This is a genomic window from Streptomyces sp. NPDC088733 (assembly GCF_044751185.1).
Lineage (GTDB): Bacteria > Actinomycetota > Actinomycetes > Streptomycetales > Streptomycetaceae > Actinacidiphila.
Window position 1 is genome coordinate 270522 of record NZ_JBIVLH010000011.1, and the last position, 21759, is coordinate 292280.

Annotated in this window: 17 protein-coding genes and 2 rRNA genes; 4 read left to right on the top strand and 15 right to left on the bottom strand. The window is 73.3% G+C overall.

All coding sequences use genetic code 11. From position 1 onward, the window contains the following. Positions 1–80: 80 nt before the first annotated feature. The 4 genes from ald to ACIP64_RS22400 all read right to left on the bottom strand — a co-directional run bounded on the left by ald (position 81) and on the right by ACIP64_RS22400 (position 6261). The gene (gene ald, locus ACIP64_RS22385; RefSeq protein ID WP_401589502.1) at positions 81–1196 is read right to left on the bottom strand and encodes an alanine dehydrogenase; all 1116 of its coding nucleotides are present in this window, start codon (positions 1194–1196) and stop codon (positions 81–83) included. A 268-nt stretch (positions 1197–1464) separates the two neighbouring features. Beyond that, the gene (locus tag ACIP64_RS22390) at positions 1465–3756 is read right to left on the bottom strand and encodes an NB-ARC domain-containing protein (RefSeq protein WP_401589436.1); all 2292 of its coding nucleotides are present in this window, start codon (positions 3754–3756) and stop codon (positions 1465–1467) included. 168 nt (positions 3757–3924) lie between these two features. Continuing rightward, the gene (locus ACIP64_RS22395; RefSeq protein WP_401589438.1) at positions 3925–4548 is read right to left on the bottom strand and encodes an NUDIX domain-containing protein; all 624 of its coding nucleotides are present in this window, start codon (positions 4546–4548) and stop codon (positions 3925–3927) included. A 66-nt stretch (positions 4549–4614) separates the two neighbouring features. Then, positions 4615–6261: a CTP synthase gene (locus ACIP64_RS22400; protein ID WP_401589504.1), complete on the bottom strand. Its 1647-nt coding sequence runs from the start codon at positions 6259–6261 to the stop codon at positions 4615–4617. A 406-nt stretch (positions 6262–6667) separates the two neighbouring features. On the opposite strand from ACIP64_RS22400, the gene ACIP64_RS22405 reads away from it, so the two are divergent. Both ACIP64_RS22405 and ACIP64_RS22410 read left to right on the top strand, forming a co-directional pair. Beyond that, positions 6668–8476 carry a glycoside hydrolase family 15 protein gene (locus ACIP64_RS22405; protein ID WP_401589441.1) on the top strand — a complete coding sequence of 603 codons (1809 nt, stop codon included), beginning with the start codon at positions 6668–6670 and terminating at the stop codon, positions 8474–8476. 144 nt (positions 8477–8620) lie between these two features. Beyond that, on the top strand, positions 8621–9283 hold the full coding sequence (locus tag ACIP64_RS22410; RefSeq protein WP_401589443.1) for a hypothetical protein: 663 nt from the start codon (positions 8621–8623) through the stop codon (positions 9281–9283). On the opposite strand, the gene ACIP64_RS22415 is transcribed toward ACIP64_RS22410, so the two are convergent. The 6 genes from ACIP64_RS22415 to ACIP64_RS22440 all read right to left on the bottom strand — a co-directional run bounded on the left by ACIP64_RS22415 (position 9252) and on the right by ACIP64_RS22440 (position 16298). After that, on the bottom strand, positions 9252–10388 hold the full coding sequence (locus tag ACIP64_RS22415) for a glycosyltransferase family 4 protein (RefSeq protein ID WP_401589445.1): 1137 nt from the start codon (positions 10386–10388) through the stop codon (positions 9252–9254). The two genes, ACIP64_RS22410 and ACIP64_RS22415, sit on opposite strands and share 32 nt — an antisense overlap. Before the next feature lie 1152 nt (positions 10389–11540). After that, positions 11541–13283 (bottom strand): DNA repair protein RecN, encoded by a 1743-nt coding sequence (gene recN / locus ACIP64_RS22420; RefSeq protein ID WP_401589448.1) that lies wholly within the window; start codon positions 13281–13283, stop codon positions 11541–11543. Between the two features lie 38 nt (positions 13284–13321). Continuing rightward, the gene (locus ACIP64_RS22425) at positions 13322–14242 is read right to left on the bottom strand and encodes an NAD kinase (RefSeq protein ID WP_401589450.1); all 921 of its coding nucleotides are present in this window, start codon (positions 14240–14242) and stop codon (positions 13322–13324) included. After that, positions 14239–15045 carry a TlyA family RNA methyltransferase gene (locus tag ACIP64_RS22430; protein WP_401589453.1) on the bottom strand — a complete coding sequence of 269 codons (807 nt, stop codon included), beginning with the start codon at positions 15043–15045 and terminating at the stop codon, positions 14239–14241. The genes ACIP64_RS22425 and ACIP64_RS22430 overlap by 4 nt, the downstream gene beginning before the upstream one ends. 7 nt (positions 15046–15052) lie before the next feature. After that, on the bottom strand, positions 15053–15307 hold the full coding sequence (locus ACIP64_RS22435; protein ID WP_401589456.1) for a hypothetical protein: 255 nt from the start codon (positions 15305–15307) through the stop codon (positions 15053–15055). Further along, positions 15300–16298, bottom strand: coding sequence for a histone (locus ACIP64_RS22440; RefSeq protein WP_401589459.1), 999 nt, complete (start codon positions 16296–16298; stop codon positions 15300–15302). The genes ACIP64_RS22435 and ACIP64_RS22440 overlap by 8 nt, the downstream gene beginning before the upstream one ends. 148 nt (positions 16299–16446) lie before the next feature. On the opposite strand from ACIP64_RS22440, the gene ACIP64_RS22445 reads away from it, so the two are divergent. Continuing rightward, the gene (locus tag ACIP64_RS22445) at positions 16447–16794 is read left to right on the top strand and encodes a sterol-binding protein (RefSeq protein WP_401589462.1); all 348 of its coding nucleotides are present in this window, start codon (positions 16447–16449) and stop codon (positions 16792–16794) included. A 35-nt stretch (positions 16795–16829) separates the two neighbouring features. On the opposite strand, the gene ACIP64_RS22450 is transcribed toward ACIP64_RS22445, so the two are convergent. Then, positions 16830–17861, bottom strand: a complete 1032-nt coding sequence (locus ACIP64_RS22450) for an HAD-IIA family hydrolase (protein ID WP_401589464.1) — start codon at positions 17859–17861, stop codon at positions 16830–16832. 72 nt (positions 17862–17933) lie between these two features. Here ACIP64_RS22450 and ACIP64_RS22455 point away from each other — a divergent pair, with 72 nt between their 5' ends. Beyond that, positions 17934–19223 (top strand): DUF1015 domain-containing protein, encoded by a 1290-nt coding sequence (locus ACIP64_RS22455; RefSeq protein ID WP_401589467.1) that lies wholly within the window; start codon positions 17934–17936, stop codon positions 19221–19223. Positions 19224–19281: 58 nt separating this feature from the next. On the opposite strand, the gene ACIP64_RS22460 is transcribed toward ACIP64_RS22455, so the two are convergent. The 4 genes from ACIP64_RS22460 to ACIP64_RS22475 all read right to left on the bottom strand — a co-directional run. After that, positions 19282–20130, bottom strand: coding sequence for a hypothetical protein (locus tag ACIP64_RS22460; RefSeq protein ID WP_401589507.1), 849 nt, complete (start codon positions 20128–20130; stop codon positions 19282–19284). A gap of 38 nt (positions 20131–20168) precedes the next feature. Then, positions 20169–21089: a hypothetical protein gene (locus tag ACIP64_RS22465; RefSeq protein WP_401589470.1), complete on the bottom strand. Its 921-nt coding sequence runs from the start codon at positions 21087–21089 to the stop codon at positions 20169–20171. A gap of 307 nt (positions 21090–21396) precedes the next feature. Then, positions 21397–21513 (bottom strand): 5S ribosomal RNA (gene rrf / locus ACIP64_RS22470). Between the two features lie 105 nt (positions 21514–21618). Then, positions 21619–21759, bottom strand: a 23S ribosomal RNA gene (locus ACIP64_RS22475); the annotation flags it as partial.

The window sequence follows — 21759 nt, forward strand, 5'->3', positions numbered from 1 at the left end:
GGCAAGGCCCGGCCGTGGGTACTGGAGGGGCGGCGCGTTGACGCCGGACCAAAAAGTCGATCAGTCGACTCAGCCGACGATCACGCGAGCAGCGACGCCAGGTCCACCGAGTCCATGCCGTGCGCCTCGGCGACAGGACCGTAAACGACCTGGCCCTCATGGGTGTTGAGGCCCTTGGCGAGCGCGGCGTCCCGGCGCAGCGCCTCGCGCCAGCCGCGGTTGGCCAGTTCCAGGATGTACGGCAGCGTGGCGTTGGTGAGCGCGTACGTCGAGGTGTTGGGGACGGCGCCCGGCATGTTGGCGACGCAGTAGAAGACCGAGTTGTGCACCGTGAAGGTCGGCTCGGCGTGCGTGGTGGGACGCGAGTCCTCGAAGCAGCCGCCCTGGTCGATGGCGATGTCGACGAGCACGGAGCCCGGCTTCATGCGGGAGACCAGCTCGTTGGTGACCAGCTTGGGGGCCTTGGCGCCCGGGATGAGGACGGCGCCGATGACCAGGTCCGCGTCCAGGACCGCCTTCTCCAGCTCGAAGGCGTTGGAGACGATGGTCTGCACCTTGGTGCCGAACACCTTGTCCGCCTCGCGCAGCTTGTTGATGTCGCGGTCGAGCAGCGTGACGTGGAAGCCCATGCCGATGGCGATCTGCGCGGCGTTCCAGCCGGAGACGCCGCCGCCGATGACGACGGCCTTCGCCGGGGCCACGCCCGGCACGCCGCCGGGGAGCACACCGCGGCCGCCGGCCGAGCGCATCAGGTGGTAGGCGCCGACCTGCGGGGCGAGCCGGCCGGCCACCTCGGACATCGGGGCGAGCAGCGGCAGCTGGCGGCTGGCCAGTTCGACCGTCTCGTACGCGATCGCGGTGGTGCCGGACTCCAGGAGCGCGTCGGTGCACTCGCGGGAGGCGGCCAGGTGCAGGTAGGTGAAGAGCGTCTGGTCCTTGCGGAGCCGGTGGTACTCCTCGGCGATCGGCTCCTTGACCTTCAGCAGCAGGTCGGCGGTCGCCCACACCTCGTCGGCGGTGGGGAGGATCGCGGCCCCGGCGGCCACGTACTCCTCGTTCGGGATGGAGGAGCCGAGGCCGGCGTCCTGCTCGACGAAGACCTGGTGGCCGCCTCGGACGAGCTCGTGCACGCCGGCGGGGGTGATGGCCACGCGGAACTCGTTGTTCTTGACCTCGCGGGGGATGCCGACCTTCACGTCGATCACGGTCCTTGTGTGGGGAGCGTCGGGTTTGCCAGTGCTCAGGTCTCCGACACCCGGCACGCCGGTGGATACCAGCCGGTACCCGCTGATGTCAGTCGATGTCAGTCGATGTCAGGGTACGTCGGACCTGACCGCGATGTTCGCGGTGTGACCAAGTGTAGTGAAGGAAGACTCGCTGTCCAGCCTTACAAAGTGACTACTTTCCTGGAAGGCATTGGCAGTTTCGTAGGTAGCGGCCGGTCAGTCTGTGCCCCTTGGGGCGTCAGCCCTCCTCGGCGCCCGCCGTCTGGGGGATCTCGGAGGCCGGGAGCAGCCGCCGGGCGGCCGCCCGCTGCAACCGCGCGCCCGCCGGATCGCCCAGCCGGTCCAGGGTGTCGGCCATCCGCAGCAGCACCGCGCCCTCCAGCCGCCGCTCCCCCGCCTGCCGGGCCCAGTACAGGGCGTCGCGGCAGGTCCGCAGCGCGTCCTCGGGATGGCCCGCGTACTCCTGCACCCGGGCCACCTCGGTCAGCGCGCGGGCCTGGGACGGCAGGTCCTTCAGCCGCCGGTACGCGGTCACCGCCGCCCGCCACTCGCGCAGCGCGGGCCCGTACCGTCCGGCGTACGTCTGCAGCGCGCCGAGCCGGCCGTGCAGCCTGGCCGCGTGGACCAGCTCGCCGCGCGCCTGGCGCAGCGCGAGCGCCCTGCCGTACCAGTCGGACGCGCGCTGCGGGTCGTCCAGCTCCAGGTAGGTACCGGCGATCGCCTCCAGGGCGCGGCCCTCGGCGTCCCCGTCGAACCCCTCACGGGCGGCGACGAGCGCGGCCCGGTAGCGGTCGAGGGCGTCGAGCGGGCGCGCGCCCTCCACGTCGAGGTCGCCGATGTTGAGCAGGGCCGCGGCCTTCTCGCGGTGCAGTCCGCGCCGCTGGGCCACGTCCAGGACGAGGTGGTGCAACTGGTAGCGCTCCGCCGCGTTCTCTCCGCCGCCCGGGTCGGCGGCCAGCGCCCGCACGAGCGCGGCCATCAGCCGCCGGGCCAGGGTGTCCAGTTCGCCGTCGGCGACGGCCAGCCGGGCGGCGGCCAGCAGCACCGGCAGCCGGTCGCGCAGCCACGCCGCCGCGGCCGCGCGGTCCGCGAAGCGCAGCGACTTGGGCAGCCCGTCCGGCTCCGCACCCGCCTCCTCCAGGCCCAGCCGGCAGGCGTGCAGCAGCCGTACGGTGCGCTCCAGCATCCGGGCGCGGGCGAGCTGCGTCTCGGCGGGCCGGTCGGTGTCGCGCAGCAGCTCGCGCAGCGACGGGGTAATCCAGCCCGGCACGCGGTACTGCCGGGGCAGCGGCGCGTCGGCGCCCGTGGGCTGCTCCGTGTGCAGCAGCCCGCAGCCGGCCAGGTTCTCCAGCGTCGCCTCGGCCTCACCCACCGAGCAGCCCGCGAGCGCCGAGGCGGTCTGGGCGTCCGCCAGGCCCGCCGGGGCCAGCGCCAGCAGCCGCAGCATCCGGGCCACGACGGGGGCGAGGGCCCCGTACACGAAGCGGAAGGCGCGCAGCAGCTCCGGCGGGGCGGTGGCACGCGGCCCGGCGGCGGCCGCCGGCGCCGCAGCGGGCGCGGCGGCCTTCGCGGGGGCGGGTGCGCTGCGGGCCACCACCCGGGCCCGCTCGTCGACCGGCAGGGCGTCCGCGGCACCGCGGCGGCCGACGTCCTCGCGCAGTACCCCGTCCCCGGAGGTCGGGGCGCCCGGCACGGAGTCGCGGGCCGAGCCCGGGGCGGGTGCCGGGGCGTCGATCCGGATGTCGTGCAGGCGGCGGGTCGCGTCGGCGACGGAAGTGCGCGGCTGGGTCGCCAGCCACGCCCCGATCAGGCGGAGGGCCGCGGGATGACCGCCGCACTCGTGGGCCAGCGCCTCGGCGGCCTTGGGGTCGTTGGTGATCCGGACCCGCCCGACGGCCTGGGCGAGCAGGTCCACGCAGGCGACCGGGTCGAGGCCGCCCAGGGTGCACGGCCGTACGTCGGGCACGCCGGGCAGCGGCCCCTCCGCGGTGGCCACGAACAGACTGCCGGAGCCCTTGGGGAGCAGGTCGAGCAGTTGCCGGGGGTCGGCCACGTCGTCCAGCACGAGCACCGCCCGGCGTCCGGCAAGCGCGGTGCGCAGCGCCGCAGACAGCTCCGCGCCCTCCGCCCCCGGCTCCGCGTCGGCCCGCAGCGCCCGCAGCAGGGCCCGCGCGGACTGGTCGGACGGCACGGGTTCGCCCTCGTTGTCGCTGAGGCGCACGAAGAACTGCCCGTCGGGGTAGCGCGCGGCGACGTCGTGGGCGAGACGGAGCGCCAGCGAGGTGCGGCCGGAGCCGGGCCGGCCCGCGACCAGCAGCACGCGGCTCCCGTCGGGGCTGCGGCCGCGCAGTGTCGCCAGGCCCGGCCGGTCGATGTCGGCCCGCAGCTCCTCGAGCTCACGGCGGCGGCCGACGAAATGGGGCACGTCGGGCGGGAGCGTGCCGGGGGCGGGGGTCTGCACCGACGGCTCCCGGAGGCCGTCGTCCGAGGCCGCCACCGATGCGTCGGCGTCCAGCACGTGATCCGCCACGGGCCCACTCCCGTTCTGAATGAGAACGGGACGAGCCTAGTTCACGGGGCGGGTCCGCCCCCCTGACGCGACGCGGCCGGGAGCACCAATGATCACCCACCCGGACGATCCGATGGTCCTACCGGGATCCGGCGGCTACGGGTCCGTCCGGCGCCCGACCGAGGTGCTTCAGGCGGCGTACGGGCGCGCCGGCCACGGCGCCTCCGCCGGCCGCAGCGCGTCCAGACCGTCCCCTGCGAGCACGGCCTGCACCGCCAGCACGCCCGTCACCAGGCAGTTGTTGTGCAGACGGCCCGCGAGGGCGCCCTGCACGAGGTCGGCCAGCGGGACCCGGGCCTGCTCCATGTCGGCCTCTTCCTCCGACACCGCGTAGCGCTCGCCCTCCACCTCGGACAGGCCGCGGGCCAGGAAGACCCGCACCGCCTCGTCGGAGCCGCCGGCCGAGGGGTAGAGGTCGACCAGGACCCGCCAGTCCTCGGCCTTGGCGTGCGCCTCCTCGTACAGCTCGCGCTGGGCCGCGTGCAGCGGGTTCTCGCCGGGGATGTCGAGCAGTCCGGCGGGGAGCTCCCACAGTTTCATCCGTACGGGGTGCCGGTACTGCTTGAGGACCAGCACCCGGCCCTCGTCGTCCAGGGCCAGCACGGCGACCGAGCCCGGGTGGACCTGGTAGTCGCGCTGCGCGACGCCGCCGTCGGGCATGACGACCTCGTCGGTCCGGACACCGGTCTTCTTCCCGGTGAAGGGGGTGGCGGTGGCCGTGGTCCGCCACTCCTCAGGGGTGTCCTGCAGCATGCTGTGCCCTCCGTACGCGGTGCCGTGGCGAGCCGGACCGCCGGCCCGCCACGTCCACCGTACCGATCAGCCCTGGCGGCGCTTGACGGCGGCCGCGATCAGACCCGCGAACAGGGGGTGCGGGCGGGTCGGCCGGGACTTCAGTTCGGGGTGCGCCTGGGTGGCGACGAGGTACGGGTGGACCTCGCGCGGGTACTCGACGTACTCGACCAGCTTGTTGTCCGGCGAGGTGCCGGAGAACTGCAGACCGGCCTTCTTCTCCAGCTCGCCCCGGTAGGCGTTGTTGACCTCGTAGCGGTGGCGGTGGCGCTCCTCGACGTAGGGCTCGCCGCCGTACACCTCGCGGACGATGGAGCCCTCCGCGAGCTTGGCCGGGTACAGACCGAGCCGCATGGTGCCGCCCAGGTCGCCCTGGCCGGCCACGATGTCGAGCTGCTCGGCCATGGTGGAGATCACCGGGTGGGCGGTGGCCGGGTCGAACTCGGTGGAGTTGGCGTCCTTGATGCCGGCGAGGCTGCGGGCCGCCTCGATGACCACGCACTGCAGGCCCAGGCACAGGCCCAGCAGCGGGATGCCGTTCTCCCGGGCGTAGGTGATCGCCGACACCTTGCCCTCCACGCCGCGGTCGCCGAAGCCGCCGGGCACGCAGATCGCGTCGACGTCGCCGAGCCGGCGCGCGGCGCCCGCCGGGGTCTTGCAGTCGTCGGAGGTGACCCACTTGATGTTGACCTTGGCGTTGTTGGCGAAGCCGCCGGCGCGCAGCGCCTCGGTCACCGACAGGTACGCGTCGGGCAGGTCGATGTACTTGCCGACCAGCGCGACCGTCAGGTCGTGCTCGGGCTCGTGGACCCGCTTGAGCAGGTCGTCCCACTGCGTCCAGTCCACATCGCGGAACGGCAGGTTCAGCCTGCGGACGACGTAGGCGTCCAGTCCCTCGGTGTGCAGCACCTTGGGGATGTCGTAGATCGACGGGGCGTCGATGGCGGCGACCACCGCCTCCTCGTCCACGTCGCACATCAGCGAGATCTTGCGCTTGATGGACGTCGGCACGTCGCGGTCGGCGCGCAGCACGATCGCGTCGGGCTGGATACCGATGCTGCGCAGCGCCGCCACCGAGTGCTGCGTCGGCTTGGTCTTCAGCTCGCCGGAGGGGCCGATGTACGGCAGCAGCGAGATGTGCATCACGAAGACGTTGTCGCGGCCGACCTCGTGGCGGACCTGGCGGACGGACTCCAGGAAGGGCAGCGACTCGATGTCGCCCACGGTCCCGCCGACCTCGGTGATGACCACGTCCACGTCCTCGGTCGCCATGCGCCGGATGCGGGACTTGATCTCGTTGGTGATGTGCGGGATGACCTGCACGGTGTCGCCGAGGTACTCGCCGCGGCGCTCCTTGGCGATCACCGAGGAGTAGACCTGGCCGGTGGTGACGTTGGCCGAGCCGGCGAGGTTCACGTCCAGGAAGCGCTCGTAGTGACCGATGTCCAGGTCCGTCTCGGCGCCGTCGTCCGTGACGAACACCTCACCGTGCTGGAAGGGGTTCATCGTGCCCGGGTCCACGTTGAGGTACGGGTCGAGCTTCTGCATGGTGACCCGCAGGCCCCGGGCCTTGAGCAGCGCTCCCAGGCTGGAGGCCGTCAGGCCCTTGCCGAGCGAGGAGGCGACACCCCCGGTGACGAAGAGGTGCTTGGTCGTCGTGGATTTGGGCGGCAGTGCCAAGAGGGGGCTCCCGTGGTCGCGAGGTGGTGGTCGGGACGGCACCATGGCGGTGAAGAGGGGTGGTGTCGTCGCGGCGGTTCAGTGGTTCAGGCCACCGGCCCACGGGCTACCAGGGTATCAGTGACGCGCACCAGCCGCGGAGGGCGGCTCTCTGATGAAAAGCGAGGTCGCCGGGACATTGGTACGACAAAATGCACCCGACCGGCTCAGCAAGATCCGCCGGGGCTTCCGCACCGCCCGCGTTGTCGTCGTATCCTGCTCGGACACATCGATTCGATGCGAGTGAACCGGCACGGCACCACCCCGCCTGCTCCCGGGAAAGAGCTCGTCGAAAGATCCACAGACCGCAATCACCGCCCCAGTCCCAAGGGGCGCCGCCGTCGTTCGACTGGAGACCTACGTGGCCGGGCGTATCGAGGATTACGCACTCATCGGCGATATGCAGACCGCCGCCCTGGTGTGCCGGGACGGCACGGTCGACTGGCTGTGCCTGCCCCGCTTCGACTCCCCCGCGATCTTCGCGGGCCTGCTCGGCACCGAGGAGCACGGCTACTGGAGGCTCGGTCCCGCCTTCCCGCACGGCACCCAGCCGCCGGCCGCCACCCGGCGCCACTACCGCGGCGACTCCCTGGTGCTGGAGTCCGAGTGGGACACCCCCCGCGGCACGGTCCGTGTGATCGATTTCATGCCGCCGCGTGACGGCGCCCCCCAGTTGATCCGGATCGTCGAGGGCGTGAGCGGCCGCGTCCCGATGCGCTCGGCACTGCGCATGCGCTTCAGCTACGGCTGGGTCACGCCGTGGGTGCACAAGGTCGGGGACCGCATCGTCGGCGTCGCCGGCCCGGACTCCGTCTGGATCGACACCGATGTCGAGACCTACGGCGAGCACCTCACCACGTACGCCGACTTCACCGTGGCCCCCGGAGACCGCGTCGCCTTCACGATCAGCTGGCAGCCCTCGCACAAGGAGCCGCCGCCGCTCGCCGACCCCGAGTCCTCGCTGGAGGCCACCGAGGACTTCTGGCGCGAGTGGGTCGCCCAGTGCACGTACCACGGCCCCTACCGGGACGCCGTGGTCCGCTCCCTGATCACCCTCAAGGCGCTGACGTACGGGCCCACCGGCGGCATCGTGGCCGCGCCGACCACCTCCCTGCCCGAGGACATCGGCGGCGTCCGCAACTGGGACTACCGCTTCACCTGGCTGCGCGACGCGGCGATCACCCTGTCGTCGCTGCTGCGCACCGGCTACCGGGACGAGGCCCGCGCCTGGCGCGAGTGGCTGCTGCGCGCGGTGGCCGGCGACCCGGAGAACCTTCAGATCATGTACGGCATCGCCGGCGAGCGCGAGCTCGGCGAGACCGAGCTGGACTGGCTGCCCGGCTACGAGGGCTCCACCCCGGTCCGGGTCGGCAACGGCGCCGCGCACCAGCTGCAGCTCGACGTCTACGGCGAGGTCACCGAGGCGCTGCACCTGGCCCACATGACCGGCCTGGCCCGCAACGACTACGCCTCCCTGCTCCAGCTCCGGCTCATCCACTACCTCGAGGACCACTGGGACGAGCCGGACGAGGGCATCTGGGAGGTCCGCGGCCCGCGCCGGCACTTCGTGCACTCCAAGGTCATGGCCTGGGTCGCCGTGGACCGCACCGTCAAGCTCATCGAGTCCGGCGAGGTCGACGGCCCGCTGGAGCGCTGGCGCGACCTGCGCGACGAGATCCACCGGGACGTGTGCGAGAAGGGTTACGACAAGGAGCGCAACACCTTCACGCAGTCCTACGGCTCGCGCGAGCTCGACGCGTCGCTGCTGCTGATCCCGCAGGTCGGCTTCCTGCCGCCGGACGACAAGCGCGTTATCGGCACCATCGAGGCGATCCAGCGCGAGCTGTCCACCGAGGACGGCTTCGTGCTGCGCTACCCGACCGACGCCCCGCCCGGCGGCGAGAACCTCGACGGCCTCCCCGGCGACGAGGGCGCCTTCCTGGCCTGCTCGTTCTGGCTCGCCGACGACCTCGCCATGATCGGCCGGGTCGACGAGGCGCGCCGGCTGTTCGAGCGGCTGCTGGCCCTGCGCAACGACCTCGGCCTGCTGGCGGAGGAGTGGGACCCGCGGTTGCAGCGTCAGGTCGGCAACTTCCCGCAGGCGTTCAGCCATGTCCCGCTGATCGACACCGCGCTGCGGCTGACCGCGAGCGGCGCGTACGGCGGCTGAGAGCCTGTCGGATCCCGGATCCCCTGTCCGAAACGGCCCGCCGTGATGTCCACGGCGGGCCGTTTCGGACAGGGTGACGGTTGCGGCCCGTGGGTCGACCGCATTCGAAGATGCGGCGAGGGCTGTGCACTTACCATGAGCCGCGTGGGGAGACGGACCCTGGCCGTGCAGTTGTCGGCCGCCGTGGGTATGCCCGTGGTCGTTCTCGGCCTGTGCCTGCTCGCCGGTTATGTCCACGGCGGGGCACTGGCCGACACCGGGCTGTGGTCCCTCCTGTTCGTACCCGCGATCCTGGCCGTCTCCGGGGTGGCCCTGTTCTGGCGCTGGGAGCGATACAGGCATGCGCTCGCGTGCGGGCTGACCGTCGCCGCGCTGGGGACCGTCTACCACGCCACGGCCGTGGGGACCGACGAGTGGGCGCTGGTCGGCTGGGGGCGGGAGGTCACGTGCACGGTGACGGCCGTGACCATCAACGTGGTGACCATCAACGAAAACGAGCGGACATTCCACAATCACCGTCTGGACTGCCCCCACGACGAAGCCGATGTCGCGACCTCATGGATCGCCCGGGCACAGCCCGGACAACCCCTGGCAGTGGCCTACGATCCCGGCGGCCACTTCGAGACGCACCCCACCGAAGACCTCGCCCATGGGCAGTTGTACCTGTGGCTCACCGTCGGCGCATTCGGTCTGGCCGTGTACTGCGGCATGGAGGAGATCCTCTATGAAACCTGGCCATTCCGGTGCGAGGAACGGCCGACGCATCCGGCGGTGATCAGAGCGAGGACAACTCGTCGTAGATGCTGAGCACTTGGGCCACCGTGTCGTCCTCGGTCGGCCACGTGCCGGCCTGAGCGGGACCGGCGGCGGCCAGTAAGGCCCGCCGCGCCGGGTCGCCGAGCAGGCGCACGACGGCGTCAGCGAGCCGCTTCGGATCGCCGTAGGGCACCAACTCGGCGGCGTCGCCCACGAGTTCGGGGATGCCGCCGACCGCGGTAGCGACCAGCGGGACCCCCGCGTGCAGGGCCTCCTGGGCGACGACCGAGCGGGCCTCCCAGCGGGAGGGCAGTACGACGGCGTCGGCGGCGGCCAGCAGTTCGGGCACGTCGTCACGGAGGCCGAGCAGCAGCACCGGCAGCTTCCCGGCGTCGATCCGCCCCTGGAGTTCCGGACGCAGCGAGCCCTCACCCGCGATCAGCAGCAGCGGCTGCGGGTCCAGCCGCGTCCAGCCGTGCACGGCGTCGAGCAGCTGGCCGTACCCCTTGTGCGGCTCCAGCCGACCGACCGCCAGCAGCAAGGGGCTCTCCTCCGCGCCGAATTCGTCCCGCGCCTTCTGCCGGCGCCGCTCCGTCTCCGCGGCCGACTCGGGGCTCGCGGCGGTCCTGGGCGGCAGCGGAACGCCGATCGGCGCCAGCCGGGCGTCCCGGGCGCCGACCGCGCGGGCCCGGTCCACCAGGTCCGAGGACGCGCCCAGCACCACGGACGCGGCCCGCGCCACGCGCCGCTCCAGCAACCGCAGCAGCGGCTTGCGGGCCCCCTCGGCGAAGACCGCGCCGTGCCAGGTCACCACCAGCGGGGTGCGCCGCCCGCTCAGCGCCACCGCGGCCAGCAGACCGGCCCGCAGGCCGTGCGCATGCACGACGTCCGCCCCGGCGCAGGCCGCGCGCAGAGCCGTCACCACCGCCGCGTCCACGCGCGGCACGGAACGGCGGGTGATCTCCACCGGCGCGAACCGCGCCCCGGCTGCGGCGAACCCGTACCGCTCCTCCGCCTCACCCGGCCCGCAGACCGTCACCTGCACACCGCGCGCCACCAACCCGCCCGCGACCGAGGCCACATGGGCCCTCCCCGTCTCACCCAGCACATGGACGGCGTGCAGCTGCCCGTGCAGGGGGCTCGGAGTACTGCTCACGCGCGGTCGGACTCCTGACTCGGCATCGGATGAAGGGGATTGCAGTGTGCTGCCCTCCAGGATGCCAGGCCAATACGCCATCCAGGGAGCGCTGCGCGGCGCGCGCCCGGTCGCACGTACGCGGGACCACCCTTACGAGTGCGTCAGCATCCTCCACGTCGCCCCCCGCCCGACCGGCCCGCGCGTCGCCCTCTCCACGCACGACGGCCCAGGCGGATGCCCCCGCCCGGCCCACGCACACGGATTCGCCGCCGTCCCGGCTCGCGCGAATCGCCCCCCATGGGGCATCACCGGCCGGCGCCAACGCTTTTACCTGCCCGCACAGCGCGATCACCGGAGCCGGTCAGCACGCGACAGGCCAAGCCGACCAGGGTAGCCTGCGGGCCACGTCCTGGTCGCACAAATTGGCCACCGTCAGAGCCGGAACCGCGGACGCGGTCCGCGGCCAACGGCCCCAGCCGCCACCCCGGCTCGCCGATCGCCCGCCGAGGCACGGCGTGACCTGCCCACGCGGCCCCCCACCCGGATCACCGGAGACAGTCAGCACGCGACAGGCCAAGCCGACCAGGGCAGCCTGCGGGCCACGCCGACGAACCACCCACCCACCCGGGCACACCTGCCCGCGCGCACGGACGCGTCGCCGGCACAGCCGTAGCCACGGACGCGGCCCGCGCGCCGACCCGACCGCCCCGCCGATCGCCGGCGCGGCAGGGCGTCACCCGCTTACGCGGACACGTTCCCTGCCCCCGCAGCCGGAGCACCGGACACCACCGCAACCTGCCAGGCCACGCCGACGAACCACCCACCCACCCGGGCATCGCAGCCGACGCGCACCGATTGGTCGCCGTCGCACCCGGAGCCACGGAAGCCGATCCGCTCGCAGCGGCCCAAGGCATGGGGCCGGCTCACAAGGCTGCCGTCCGGTACACCCCGGCCCCGAGGCACGACCCCCGGACCGTGCGCACGGATTGGTCGCCGCCAAGGCCGGATCCGCGGACGCGGTCCCCACGCGACAGCCCAGGCCACCGGCGCCGGCCTGCCGGGCACGCACTGCCGCCGCCGTCACGGACCGGTCGGCGCGACCAGGGCCCCGCCCGCGCAGCCGGGCCGGGGGCACGCAACCCCCGGCCCTGGGTCGTGCCGCGAAGCGGCTCAGCGGGCCTCGCGGGCCGCCGCGAGCAGTTCCTCGGCGTGGGCGCGCCCCAGCTCGGAGTCCTCCAGGCCGGCCAGCATGCGCGACAGCTCGCGCACGCGCTCCTCGCCTTCCAGCACACGCACGCCACTGCGGGTCACGGAGCCGTCGTTGGTCTTCTCGACCAGCAGCTGGCGGTCGGCGAACGCCGCCACCTGCGGAAGGTGGGTGACGACCACGACCTGCGCGGTCCGCGCGAGCTTGGCGAGGCGCCGGCCGACCTCGACGGCCGCCTTGCCGCCGACGCCCGCGTCGACCTCGTCGAAGAGGTACGTGGGCACGGGGTCGGACCCGGCGAAGACCACCTCGACCGCGAGCATCACGCGGGAGAGCTCACCGCCGGAGGCGCCCTTGGAGATCGGCCGGGGCGGTGCGCCGGGGTGCGGCGCGAGCTGGAGCTCCACCTCGTCGGCGCCGGTCGCGCCGAAGGCGACCGTCCGGCCGCCGACCACGACGCCCTCGGGGTCGTCCGTCTGCCGGAGGGCGACCGTGACCCGGGCGTGCGGCATGGCGAGCTGGGCGAGTTCGGCGGTCACGGCCCCGGCGAAACGGTCCGCCGCCTCCGCGCGGGCGTCGCTGAGCGCCTGCGCGAGGTCGCCGAGCTCGGCCCGCAGGGCGTCCCGCTCGACGGTCAGCTCCGTGATCCGCTCGTCGTCGCCCTCCAGCTCGACCAGCCGGGCGCCGCCCGTGGCGGCCCACGCCAGGACCGCGTCGATGTCCACCCCGTACTTGCGCGTCAGGTGCGCGAGGACGGCACGCCGCTCCTCGACCGCGGCGAGCCGCCGCGGGTCGGCGTCCAGGTTGTCGGCGTAGCCGGCGAGCTCCCCCGCGACGTCCCCGAGGAGGATGCCGATCTCGCCGATCCGGTCGGACAGCGCGGCGAGCGCCGGGTCGTGCGACCGTACGGCGTCCAAGGCGCGCTGGGCGCCCGCGACGAGCATCCCGGCGTCGACGCCCTCGGGGTCCTCGGGGTTGCCCGCCAGGGCGGCGTGCGCCTGCGTGGCGGCCGAGGCGAGCGCCTCGGCGTGGCCCAGCCGTTCCGCCTCCGCGGCCAGCTCGGTGTCCTCGCCGGGCAGCGGCTCGGCGTTCGCGACCTCCTCGAGGCCGAAGCGCAGCAGGTCCGCCTCCTGGGCCCGCTCCCGGGCCCTGGTGGTCAGCTCGTCCAGCTCGCCCGCGACCTCGCGCAGCCGCCGGTAGGCGGCGCCGTACTTGACCAGCGGCACGGCGACGGCGTCGCCCGCGTACCGGTCCAGGGCCTCGCGCTGGCGCGCGGGCCGCAGCAGCCCCTGCTGGTCGGTCTGGCCGTGCACGGCCACCAGTTCGTCCGCCAGCTCGCCCAGCAGCCCCACGGGCACCGTGCGGCCGCCCACGTACGCCCGGGAGCGGCCCTCCGCCGAGACGGTACGGCTGATGAGCAGCGCGCCGTCGTCCAGCTCGGCGCCCGCCTCCTCGGCCCGCACGGCGGCCGGCGCGTCGGCGCTCAGCGTGATCCGTCCCTCGACGGACGCCGATTTAGTGCCGATCCGGACAAGACCCGGGTCGGCGCGGCCGCCCAGGAGCAGCCCGAGGCTCGTGACGACCATGGTCTTGCCCGCGCCGGTCTCGCCGGTCACCGCGGTGAAGCCGGGCGACAGCTCCACCACGGCGTCCTCGATGACTCCCAGCGACCTGATCCGCATTTCCTCCAACACGGATACGACCATACGAGGTTTGCGGCCCGCCGCGCGACGGGCCTCACCCCTCAGTGCGCCGCGCCCCGCCAGCCCGCCACCGGAAGGGCGAACTTCGCGACCAGCCGGTCGGTGAACGAGGCGTGGTGCAGCCGCGCCAGCCGCACCGGCACGGCACCCCGCCGCACCTCGACGCGCGCGCCCGCCGGCAGGTCCACCGACCGCCGCCCGTCGCACCACAGGACACCGTGCGGCGTCTTGGGCTGCACCTCGACGGCGAGCACCGACCGCGGCGAGGTGACCAGCGGCTTGGCGAACAGCGCGTGCGCGCTGATCGGCACCATGAGCAGCGCCTCGACCTCCGGCCAGACCACCGGGCCGCCCGCCGAGAAGGCGTAGGCCGTCGATCCGGTCGGGGTCGCCATGACCACCCCGTCGCCGCCGAACCGGGACACCGGACGGCCGTCCACCTCCGTGACGACCTCCAGCAGCCGCTCGCGCGCCTGCTTCTCCACCGACGCCTCGTTGAGCGCCCAGTCGGTGTGCACGACCCGGCCGTCGTTGCGCACCAGGACGTCGATCGTCATGCGCTCCTCGACCTCGTAGTCGCGCGTGACGACCCGGTCGACGACCTTGTCCAGGTCGTCCCGCTCCGCCTCCGCGAGGAAGCCGACGCGGCCCAGGTTGACGCCCAGCATCGGCACGCCCGAGGCGCGGGCGAACTCCGCGCCGCGCAGCAGGGTGCCGTCACCGCCGAGGACGATGATCAACTCGCAGTCCTCGACCGTCTCCGGGCCGATCTCCTGCACCCGCTCCACCGCACAGCTGTCCGGCAGCGTGAGCTCCTCGGCCTCCTCGGCCAGCACCCGCACGCCGATCCCGCAGCGCCGCAGGCCCTGCACGACCCGCTCCGCACTGCGGACGGCGGCCGGCCGGCCGGTGTGCGCCAGCAGGAAGACGGTGCGCTCCTGCGTCTGAAGTGTCTCGCTCAACGGGGCCCCTCCGCCACGGCGCGGTCGACGTCGGCCGGGTCCAGTTCCGGTGCCCCGGCGCGCAGCCACAGAAAGTACTCCACATTCCCCGACGGTCCCGGCAACGGGCTCGCGGTCACGCCCAGCACCCCCAGTCCCAGTTCGGCCGCCTGTCCGGCGACCTGGCGTACGGCTTCGGCGCGCAGCTGAGAGCTGCGCACGACACCGCCGCTGCCCAGCCGTTCCTTCCCGACCTCGAACTGCGGCTTGACCATGAGGACAAGGTCCGCGCCGGGCGCGGAGCAGCGGACGAGGGCGGGCAGGACGAGCCCGAGCGGAATGAAGGACAGGTCGCCGACGATGATGTCGGCCGGCCGGCCGTCGATCTGCTCGAGCGTCAACTCGCGCACGTTGGTACGGTCCTTGACGGTGACGCGTTCATCGCTCTGCAGCGACCACGCGAGCTGGCCGTAGCCGACGTCCACCGCCACGACGTGCGCGGCACCGTTGCGGAGCAGCACGTCCGTGAACCCGCCCGTCGACGCCCCCGCGTCCAGCGCCCGGCGGCCCGCCACGCCCAGCCCCAGCGGCACGAAGGCCGCCAGCGCCCCGGCGAGCTTGTGCCCGCCGCGGGAGACGTAGTCGGGGTCCGAGCCGTCCTTCGCCACGACCACCGGCGCACTGGTCTCCACCTGGGTGGCGGCCTTCGTCGCGGTCGTCCCGCCCACGGTCACCCGGCCTGCGGCGATCAGCTGCCCGGCGTGCTCCCGTGAGCGGGCGAGGTTCCGGCGCACCAGCTCGGCGTCGAGTCGGCGTCGTGCCACGTGAGGTTCAGCTCCTGTTGTCGTCGAGTCTCGTGAGGGCGTCGCGCAGCCCACGGTGTACATCCTCGTACACCTCGATGTGGTCCTCGGTGGGCAGCGCATCGGCGTCCTCCAGGCGGACAAGGACACCGTCCACCTCGGTATTCCCCGTCGCCTCCGCCACGACCCCCAGCGGCCGCGGCCCCTCGGGCCCGGGCGCCGCCTCAGGCGTCGCTCCAGGCGCCGCCTCGGGCAGCAGCTCCGCCGCACCCGCCTCAGTCACGGCCCGCCTCCCGCGTCCCAGTGGTCTTCTTCGCCGCGCTCTTCTTGGCGGCGCTCTTGGCGGCGGTGGCCGCCTTCTTGGCCGGCGCCTCGGCCGCGGGGGCCGCCTTCACAGCGGGCGCGGCCTTCTTGGCGGCAGTCGTCTTTGCCGCGCTCTTGGTGGCGGACACCGCCTTTGTGGCGGCAGCGCTCTTCTTGGCCGCCGTCTTCTTCGCCGGGGCCGTCTTCTTCGCCGCGGGCGCCGCCTTGCGGGCCGCGGCGGTCTTCCCGGCGGTCCCGGTGGCAGCCGTCTTCGCCGGTGCCGACTTGGCGGCGGGCGCCGCCTTCTTGGCCGCGGCCTTCTTCACCGTCGGAGTCGCGGGCTTCGGCGCGGCGGGCACCGCCCCGGGCGCGGCGTTCTTGCGCGCGGTGGGCCCGGCGACGGGCGTCCTGGACGGCGTCGCCGCCTTCTTGGGGGTGGCCGGCGCCGTCGCGGGGGCGGCGTTCTTGCGCGCCGTGGGCGCGGCAGTCTTGCCGCGCTGTTCCTCCCCCTCCACGGGCACGTGCTCGACGGGCGGCTGCGGCGGCACGTAGAGCCCCGGGTCGGCCTCCCCGCCGTCCATGTCCCCCGTACCCGCCGCGTCGGAGGCGTCGGCGGCGGGCTCGGGCCGTGCGTCGCCCTCCAGGTTGCGGATGCGCCGCTCCAGCGCCTCCAGCACCACCCCGACCCGCGTGACGTCGTCCGCCAGACGGCTCACCCGGGTCATCGCCTTGTCGATCTCCTCGCGGATGAGCCCGACGAGCAGGTCCCGGTTGGCGCGGCCCGCCCTCATCAGCTCATCGGCGAGCGTCTGGACCTCCGCCGGGATGCGCCGGCCGATCGAGCGCTGGACTTCCTCGACGTCTATCCCCGCCTGGTCCAGCAGCTCTCTCGCCGCCCCGACCGCCCGTCGCCGGGTGGCCTCGGTCAGGCCGCCCGCAATCTGCAGGCAGGTCCGCAGCGCGTCCCGCATCGCCCTCACTCCTCACCTTCGGGTTCACCGGTCTCCGTGCTTCTCGTTGGTCATGACGCTACCCCGTAGCGGCCCGCACCTTGCCAAGGGTCGGCTGCGGTACCGTCGATCAGCACACGTCAGCATCCGAACGGGAGACGCACAACCGATGGCGACCATCGAGGAGTGCCGCAGCGCACTCGACCGGCTGTCGGAGAACCTCGCCAAGGCAGAGGGCGACATGCGCAGCGCGGCCGCCCTCGACCGCTCGCTGAGCTGCCGCATCACCGACCTCGACATCACCTTTGTGGGCCGTCTCACCGACGGCCGCATCCAGGATGTCGTCACGGTGTCCGGCATGCCGGACGAGCGCGCGCAGATAAGGCTCACCATGGCCGGTGACGACCTGGTCGCGCTCGTCGACGGCAGGCTGCACTTCGCGAAGGCCTGGGGCAGCGGCCGAGTGAAGCTGGAGGCGGCCCTGCGCGACCTCCTGCGGCTGCGCAAGCTCCTCTAGGACCTCTTGCGGCGCCCGAAGGCCCCCGCCCCCGGCTAGCTCAGGCCCAGCCGGGCCAGTGCCTTTTCCGCGTCCAAGGTGCACGATCCGCCGCCCGCCGCGGTCCACGCCGCCGCGCACAGGGCCCGCAGCCCGTCCATGGGTCCGCCCTGCCCGTCCAGCAGCAGCTCGCCGTCGCCCGCGAGCGCCGTCCAGCCGCCGCAGCGGTACGCCCCCTCGCCGCCGGCCGCCGCCACCTCGGGCTGCGGCGCCAGCAGCCCGCGCAGATCCGCGTCCACGTACGTCGGCCGGTGCCGGGGCGGCGCCGCGAGCAACTGCGCCGGTGTGGTGACCCCGGTGAGGACCAGCAGGGAGTCGACGCCGCCCGCGTGCGCGCCCTCGATGTCGGTGTCGAGCCGGTCCCCCACCACCAAGGGCCGCTCGGCCCCCGTCCGGATGACGGTCTCTCGGTGCATCGGGGGCAGCGGCTTGCCGGCGATCTGCGGTGTCGCGCCGGTGGCGATCCGCACGACCTCCACGAGCGCGCCGTTGCCGGGCGCCGTACCGCGCGCGGTCGGGATCGTCAGGTCGGTGTTGGACGCGAACCACGGCACACCCCGGTTGACCGCGTACGCGGCCTCGGCCAGTTGCTCCCAGCCGACCTTGGGCGAGTAGCCCTGGACGACCGCCGCGGGGTCGTCGTCGGCGGAGTCCACGGGCCGCAGTCCGCGCTCGCGCAGCGCCTCCGCCAGTCCCTCGCCCCCGATCGTCAGCACCCGCGCCCCGCTGGGCACCTGGTCGGCGATCAGCCGGGCCACCGCCTGCGCCGAGGTGATGACCTCCGACGCCTCCGCGGGCACGCCCAGCCGCGTCAGGTGCTCCGCGACGGCCTGCGGGGTGCGGGCCGCGTTGTTGGTGACGTACGCCAGGTGCATGCCGTGCCCGCGCGCCGCGCCGAGCGAGTCGACCGCGTGCGCGATGGCGTCGCCGCCGGCGTACACGACCCCGTCGAGGTCGAGCAGTGCCGTGTCGTACGCCTGGTCCAGGGGCCGTTCGCTGCCGTCCGGCACGATCCGGTGGGTCGTCATCGGGCTGTCGCTCCTCGTATGTTGTCGATCACTCGGCGCTCCCCGCGCGCATGACCCGCGTAGCATTCCCGGATGAGCATTTCCGGATCCGCTGCACCGGGTGGTGGTTTGCGGCTCGCGCCGTTCCGCGCGCTCCGCTACGTCCCCGAGCGGGTCGGCAGCCTGGCCGCGGTCACCTCGCCACCGTACGACGTCGTCGTCCGGCCCGAGGGACAGCGGCACCTGGAGACCGCCGACCCCCACAATGTCGTGCGGCTCATCCTCCCCAGTGCCGAGCCCCCGGACGGCCGGCACCTCAAGGCGGCCTCCACGCTGTCCCAGTGGCAGAAGGACGGCGTCCTCGCCCTGGACCCCTCCCCCGCCCTGTACGTCTACGAGCAGCGCGACGGCGGGCACCTGCAACGGGGGCTCATCGGCGCCCTGCGGCTGACGCCGCCCGAGGAGCGCGTCGTCCTCCCGCACGAGGACGTCATGCCGGGTCCGGTCGCCGACCGCGCCGCCCTCATGCGCGCCACGGCCGCGAACCTCGAACCGCTGCTGCTGTCGTACCGCGGCGGCGAAGGGCCCGCGGGCCGGATCGTCGAACACGCCGTCCAGGACGCCCCGCTGCTCGCCACGACGACCGAGGACGGCATCCGGCACCGCCTGTGGGCGATCACCGACGACGACGCCATCGCGGCCGTCCGGGCCGACCTCTCGCACCACCAGGCGCTCATCGCCGACGGCCACCACCGCTGGGCCACCTACCTGCGGCTCCAGGCCGAACAGGACGGCCCGAGCCCCTGGGACTACGGACTCGTCCTGCTCGTCGACACCGCCCGCTACCCGCTGCGGGTCCGCGCGATCCACCGCGTACTGCCCCAACTGCCCGTCGCCCTGGCCCTGGAGGCCGCGCGCAAGGCCTTCCGGGTCCGCGAGCTGCCGCACGCGCTCCCGCAGGCCCTGGCCGCCCTGGAGGACGCCACGGCCGAGGGCAACGCCTTCGTCCTGAGCGGCGACAACGGATTCCACCTGCTGGACCGGCCCGACCCGGACCTGACCGCCCTGACCGTCCCGCACGACCGCCCCGAGGCATGGCGGCGACTGGACGCGACCGTGCTGCACAGCCTGCTGCTGGACCGCGTCTGGGAGGTCCCCGACGGCCCCGAGCACATCCAGTACATCCACGACACCGAGGCGGCCGTGGCCCACGCCGAACGCCTGGGCGGCACCGCAGTGCTCATCCACCCGGTGCGCGAGAGCGTCGTCCACGAACTCGCCCGCCAGGGCGTCACGATGCCGCGCAAGTCGACCTCGTTCGGGCCCAAGCCGGCCTCCGGTCTGGTCCTGCGCAGCCTGGAGCCGGACGGCACACCGGCCTGACGGACAACGCCGAAGGGCGGCACCCGCGTCGCGCGGGTGCCGCCCTTCTCGTTCGCCGTCAGTCCTCGGTGTCGCGCGAGGGCTCCTTGAACGGGTTCTCCAGGAACGCCGACGGATCGGCCTCGTCGGTCAGGTCGACCTCGGGCTCCTCCGCCGGAGCGGCCGGACGCTCGTCCGCCGCAGGCTCGTCGTCGTCCTCGTCGTCGTCCGCACGGGCACCGGACAGCTCATCATCCGCGTCGTCGCCGGGGACGGCCTGGTCGTCGTTGTCGTTGTCGTCGTCGTCGTCGTCCAGAGCGTCCACGAACGCCACGCCGTCCAGCTGCGCCAGACGGTCGGAGGCGTCGGTGCTGCCGGTGTGGTCGGCCTCCACCGCCTTGGCGAACCACTCGCGGGCCTCGTCCTCACGGTCCACCGCGAGCAGGGCGTCGGCGTACGCGTAGCGCAGCCGGGCCGTCCACGGGTGAACGGCGTTCGACGCCAGCTCGGAACTCTGCAGCGTGACGACGGCGGCCTCGTTCTGGCCCATGTCCCGCCGGGCCCCGGCGGCCACCAGGCGCATCTCCACCTGGCCGGCGCGGTCCAGCTTGTGCACCTCGGGGGCGCCCGCCATCTCCAGCGCGCGCTCCGGGCGGCCCAGACCGCGCTCGCAGTCCGCCATGACCGGCCACAGGTCGACCGTGCCCGTCATCCGGCGGCAGGTCCGGAACTCGGCCAGCGCCTCGGAGTACCGCTCCGTCGCGTACGACGCGAATCCGGCCGCCTCACGGACGGCGGCGACACGCGACGCGAGCCGCAGCGCCACACGGGAGTACGCGTAGGCCGCGTCCGGGTCCTCGTCGAGCAGCCGGGCCACCATCACCAGGTTGCGCGCCACGTCGTCCGCCAGCGTCTTCGGCAGGCTCATGAGCTCCTGCCGGACGCTCGGGTCGATCTCCTGCCCCGTCACGTCCTCCGGGATCGGCAGCCGCTTGATCGGCTCCCGCTCCTCACGGCGGTCGTCACGGCCCCGCGTGTCCGCGAACCGGCCCCGCCCCTGCACGTTCGGACGCCGGCCACCGCGCTCGTCGTCCCTGCGCGGACCGCGCGGGCGGTCGTCACGGCGGAAGCCACCGCGGTCGTCACTGGGCCGGTCCTGACGCGGCCGGTCCTCACGCGGGCGGTCGTAGCGGGGACGCTCATCACGCCGGTCGTCCCGACGGAACCCACCACGATCGTCACGCGGCCGGTCCTCACGAGGCCGGTCGTAACGCGGGCGGTCGTCACGGCGGAAGCCACCGCGGTCGTCACTGGGCCGGTCCTGACGCGGCCGGTCCTCACGCGGGCGGTCGTAGCGGGGACGCTCGTCACGCCGGTCGTCCCGACGGAACCCACCACGATCGTCACGCGGCCGGTCCTCACGAGGCCGGTCGTAACGCGGGCGCTCATCACGGGGACGGTCCTCACGCGGACGATCAAAGCGCGGACGCTCGTCACGCCGGTCGTCGCGACGGAACCCACCACGATCGTCACGCGGCCGGTCCTCACGAGGCCGGTCGTAACGCGGGCGCTCGTCACGGCGGAAGCCACCGCGGTCGTCACTGGGCCGGTCCTGACGCGGCCGGTCCTCACGGGGACGGTCGTAGCGGGGACGCTCGTCACGCCGGTCGTCCCGACGGAACCCACCACGGTCATCGCGCGGCCGGTCCTCACGCGGACGATCAAAGCGCGGACGCTCGTCACGCCGGTCGTCGCGACGGAAACCCCCACGATCGTCACGCGGGCGATCCTGACGCGGCCGGTCGTCCCGACGGAACCCACCGCGGTCATCGCGCGGCCGGTCCTCACGCGGGCGGTCGTCGCGACGGAAGCCACCTCGATCGTCACGCGGCCGGTCCTCACGAGGACGGTCGTAACGGGGGCGGTCGTCGCGACGGAAACCGCCGCCGGCCCGGTCGCCTTCGCGACGGGGCCCACCGCTGCGGTAACCACCCCGGTCGCCGCCCTGACGCGGCGTGCGCCGCTCCGGCCGATCCGGCCTTTCCTCGGGCGTGTTGGACATCGACGTGACTCCTGTCGTTTGTACTGCTGTAGTGCCAGTCTCCCGTACCGTCCGCGGACTGCGCACTGCCATGAAAAACAAAAGGACCCCCGGTCCCAGCGCTTTGGCCAGGACCGAGGGTCCACAAAGATTGTTCGGCGGCGTCCTACTCTCCCACAGGGTCCCCCCTGCAGTACCATCGGCGCTGAAAGGCTTAGCTTCCGGGTTCGAAATGTGACCGGGCGTTTCCCTAACGCTATGACCACCGAAACACCATCGGGTGTCAGGCGAACAAGCACACTTTTCAGTTAAGTGACTGGTTCAACCGGTGCGACCGTTCGCAACCCGGGAACCAAACAGTGGACGCGAGCATCTGAGGACAAGCCCTCGGCTTATTAGTACCGGTCAGCTCCACCCATTGCTGGGCTTCCACATCCGGCCTATCAACCCAGTCGTCTACTGGGAGCCTTAACCCCTCAAGGGGGTGGGAGTCCTCATCTCGAAGCAGGCTTCCCG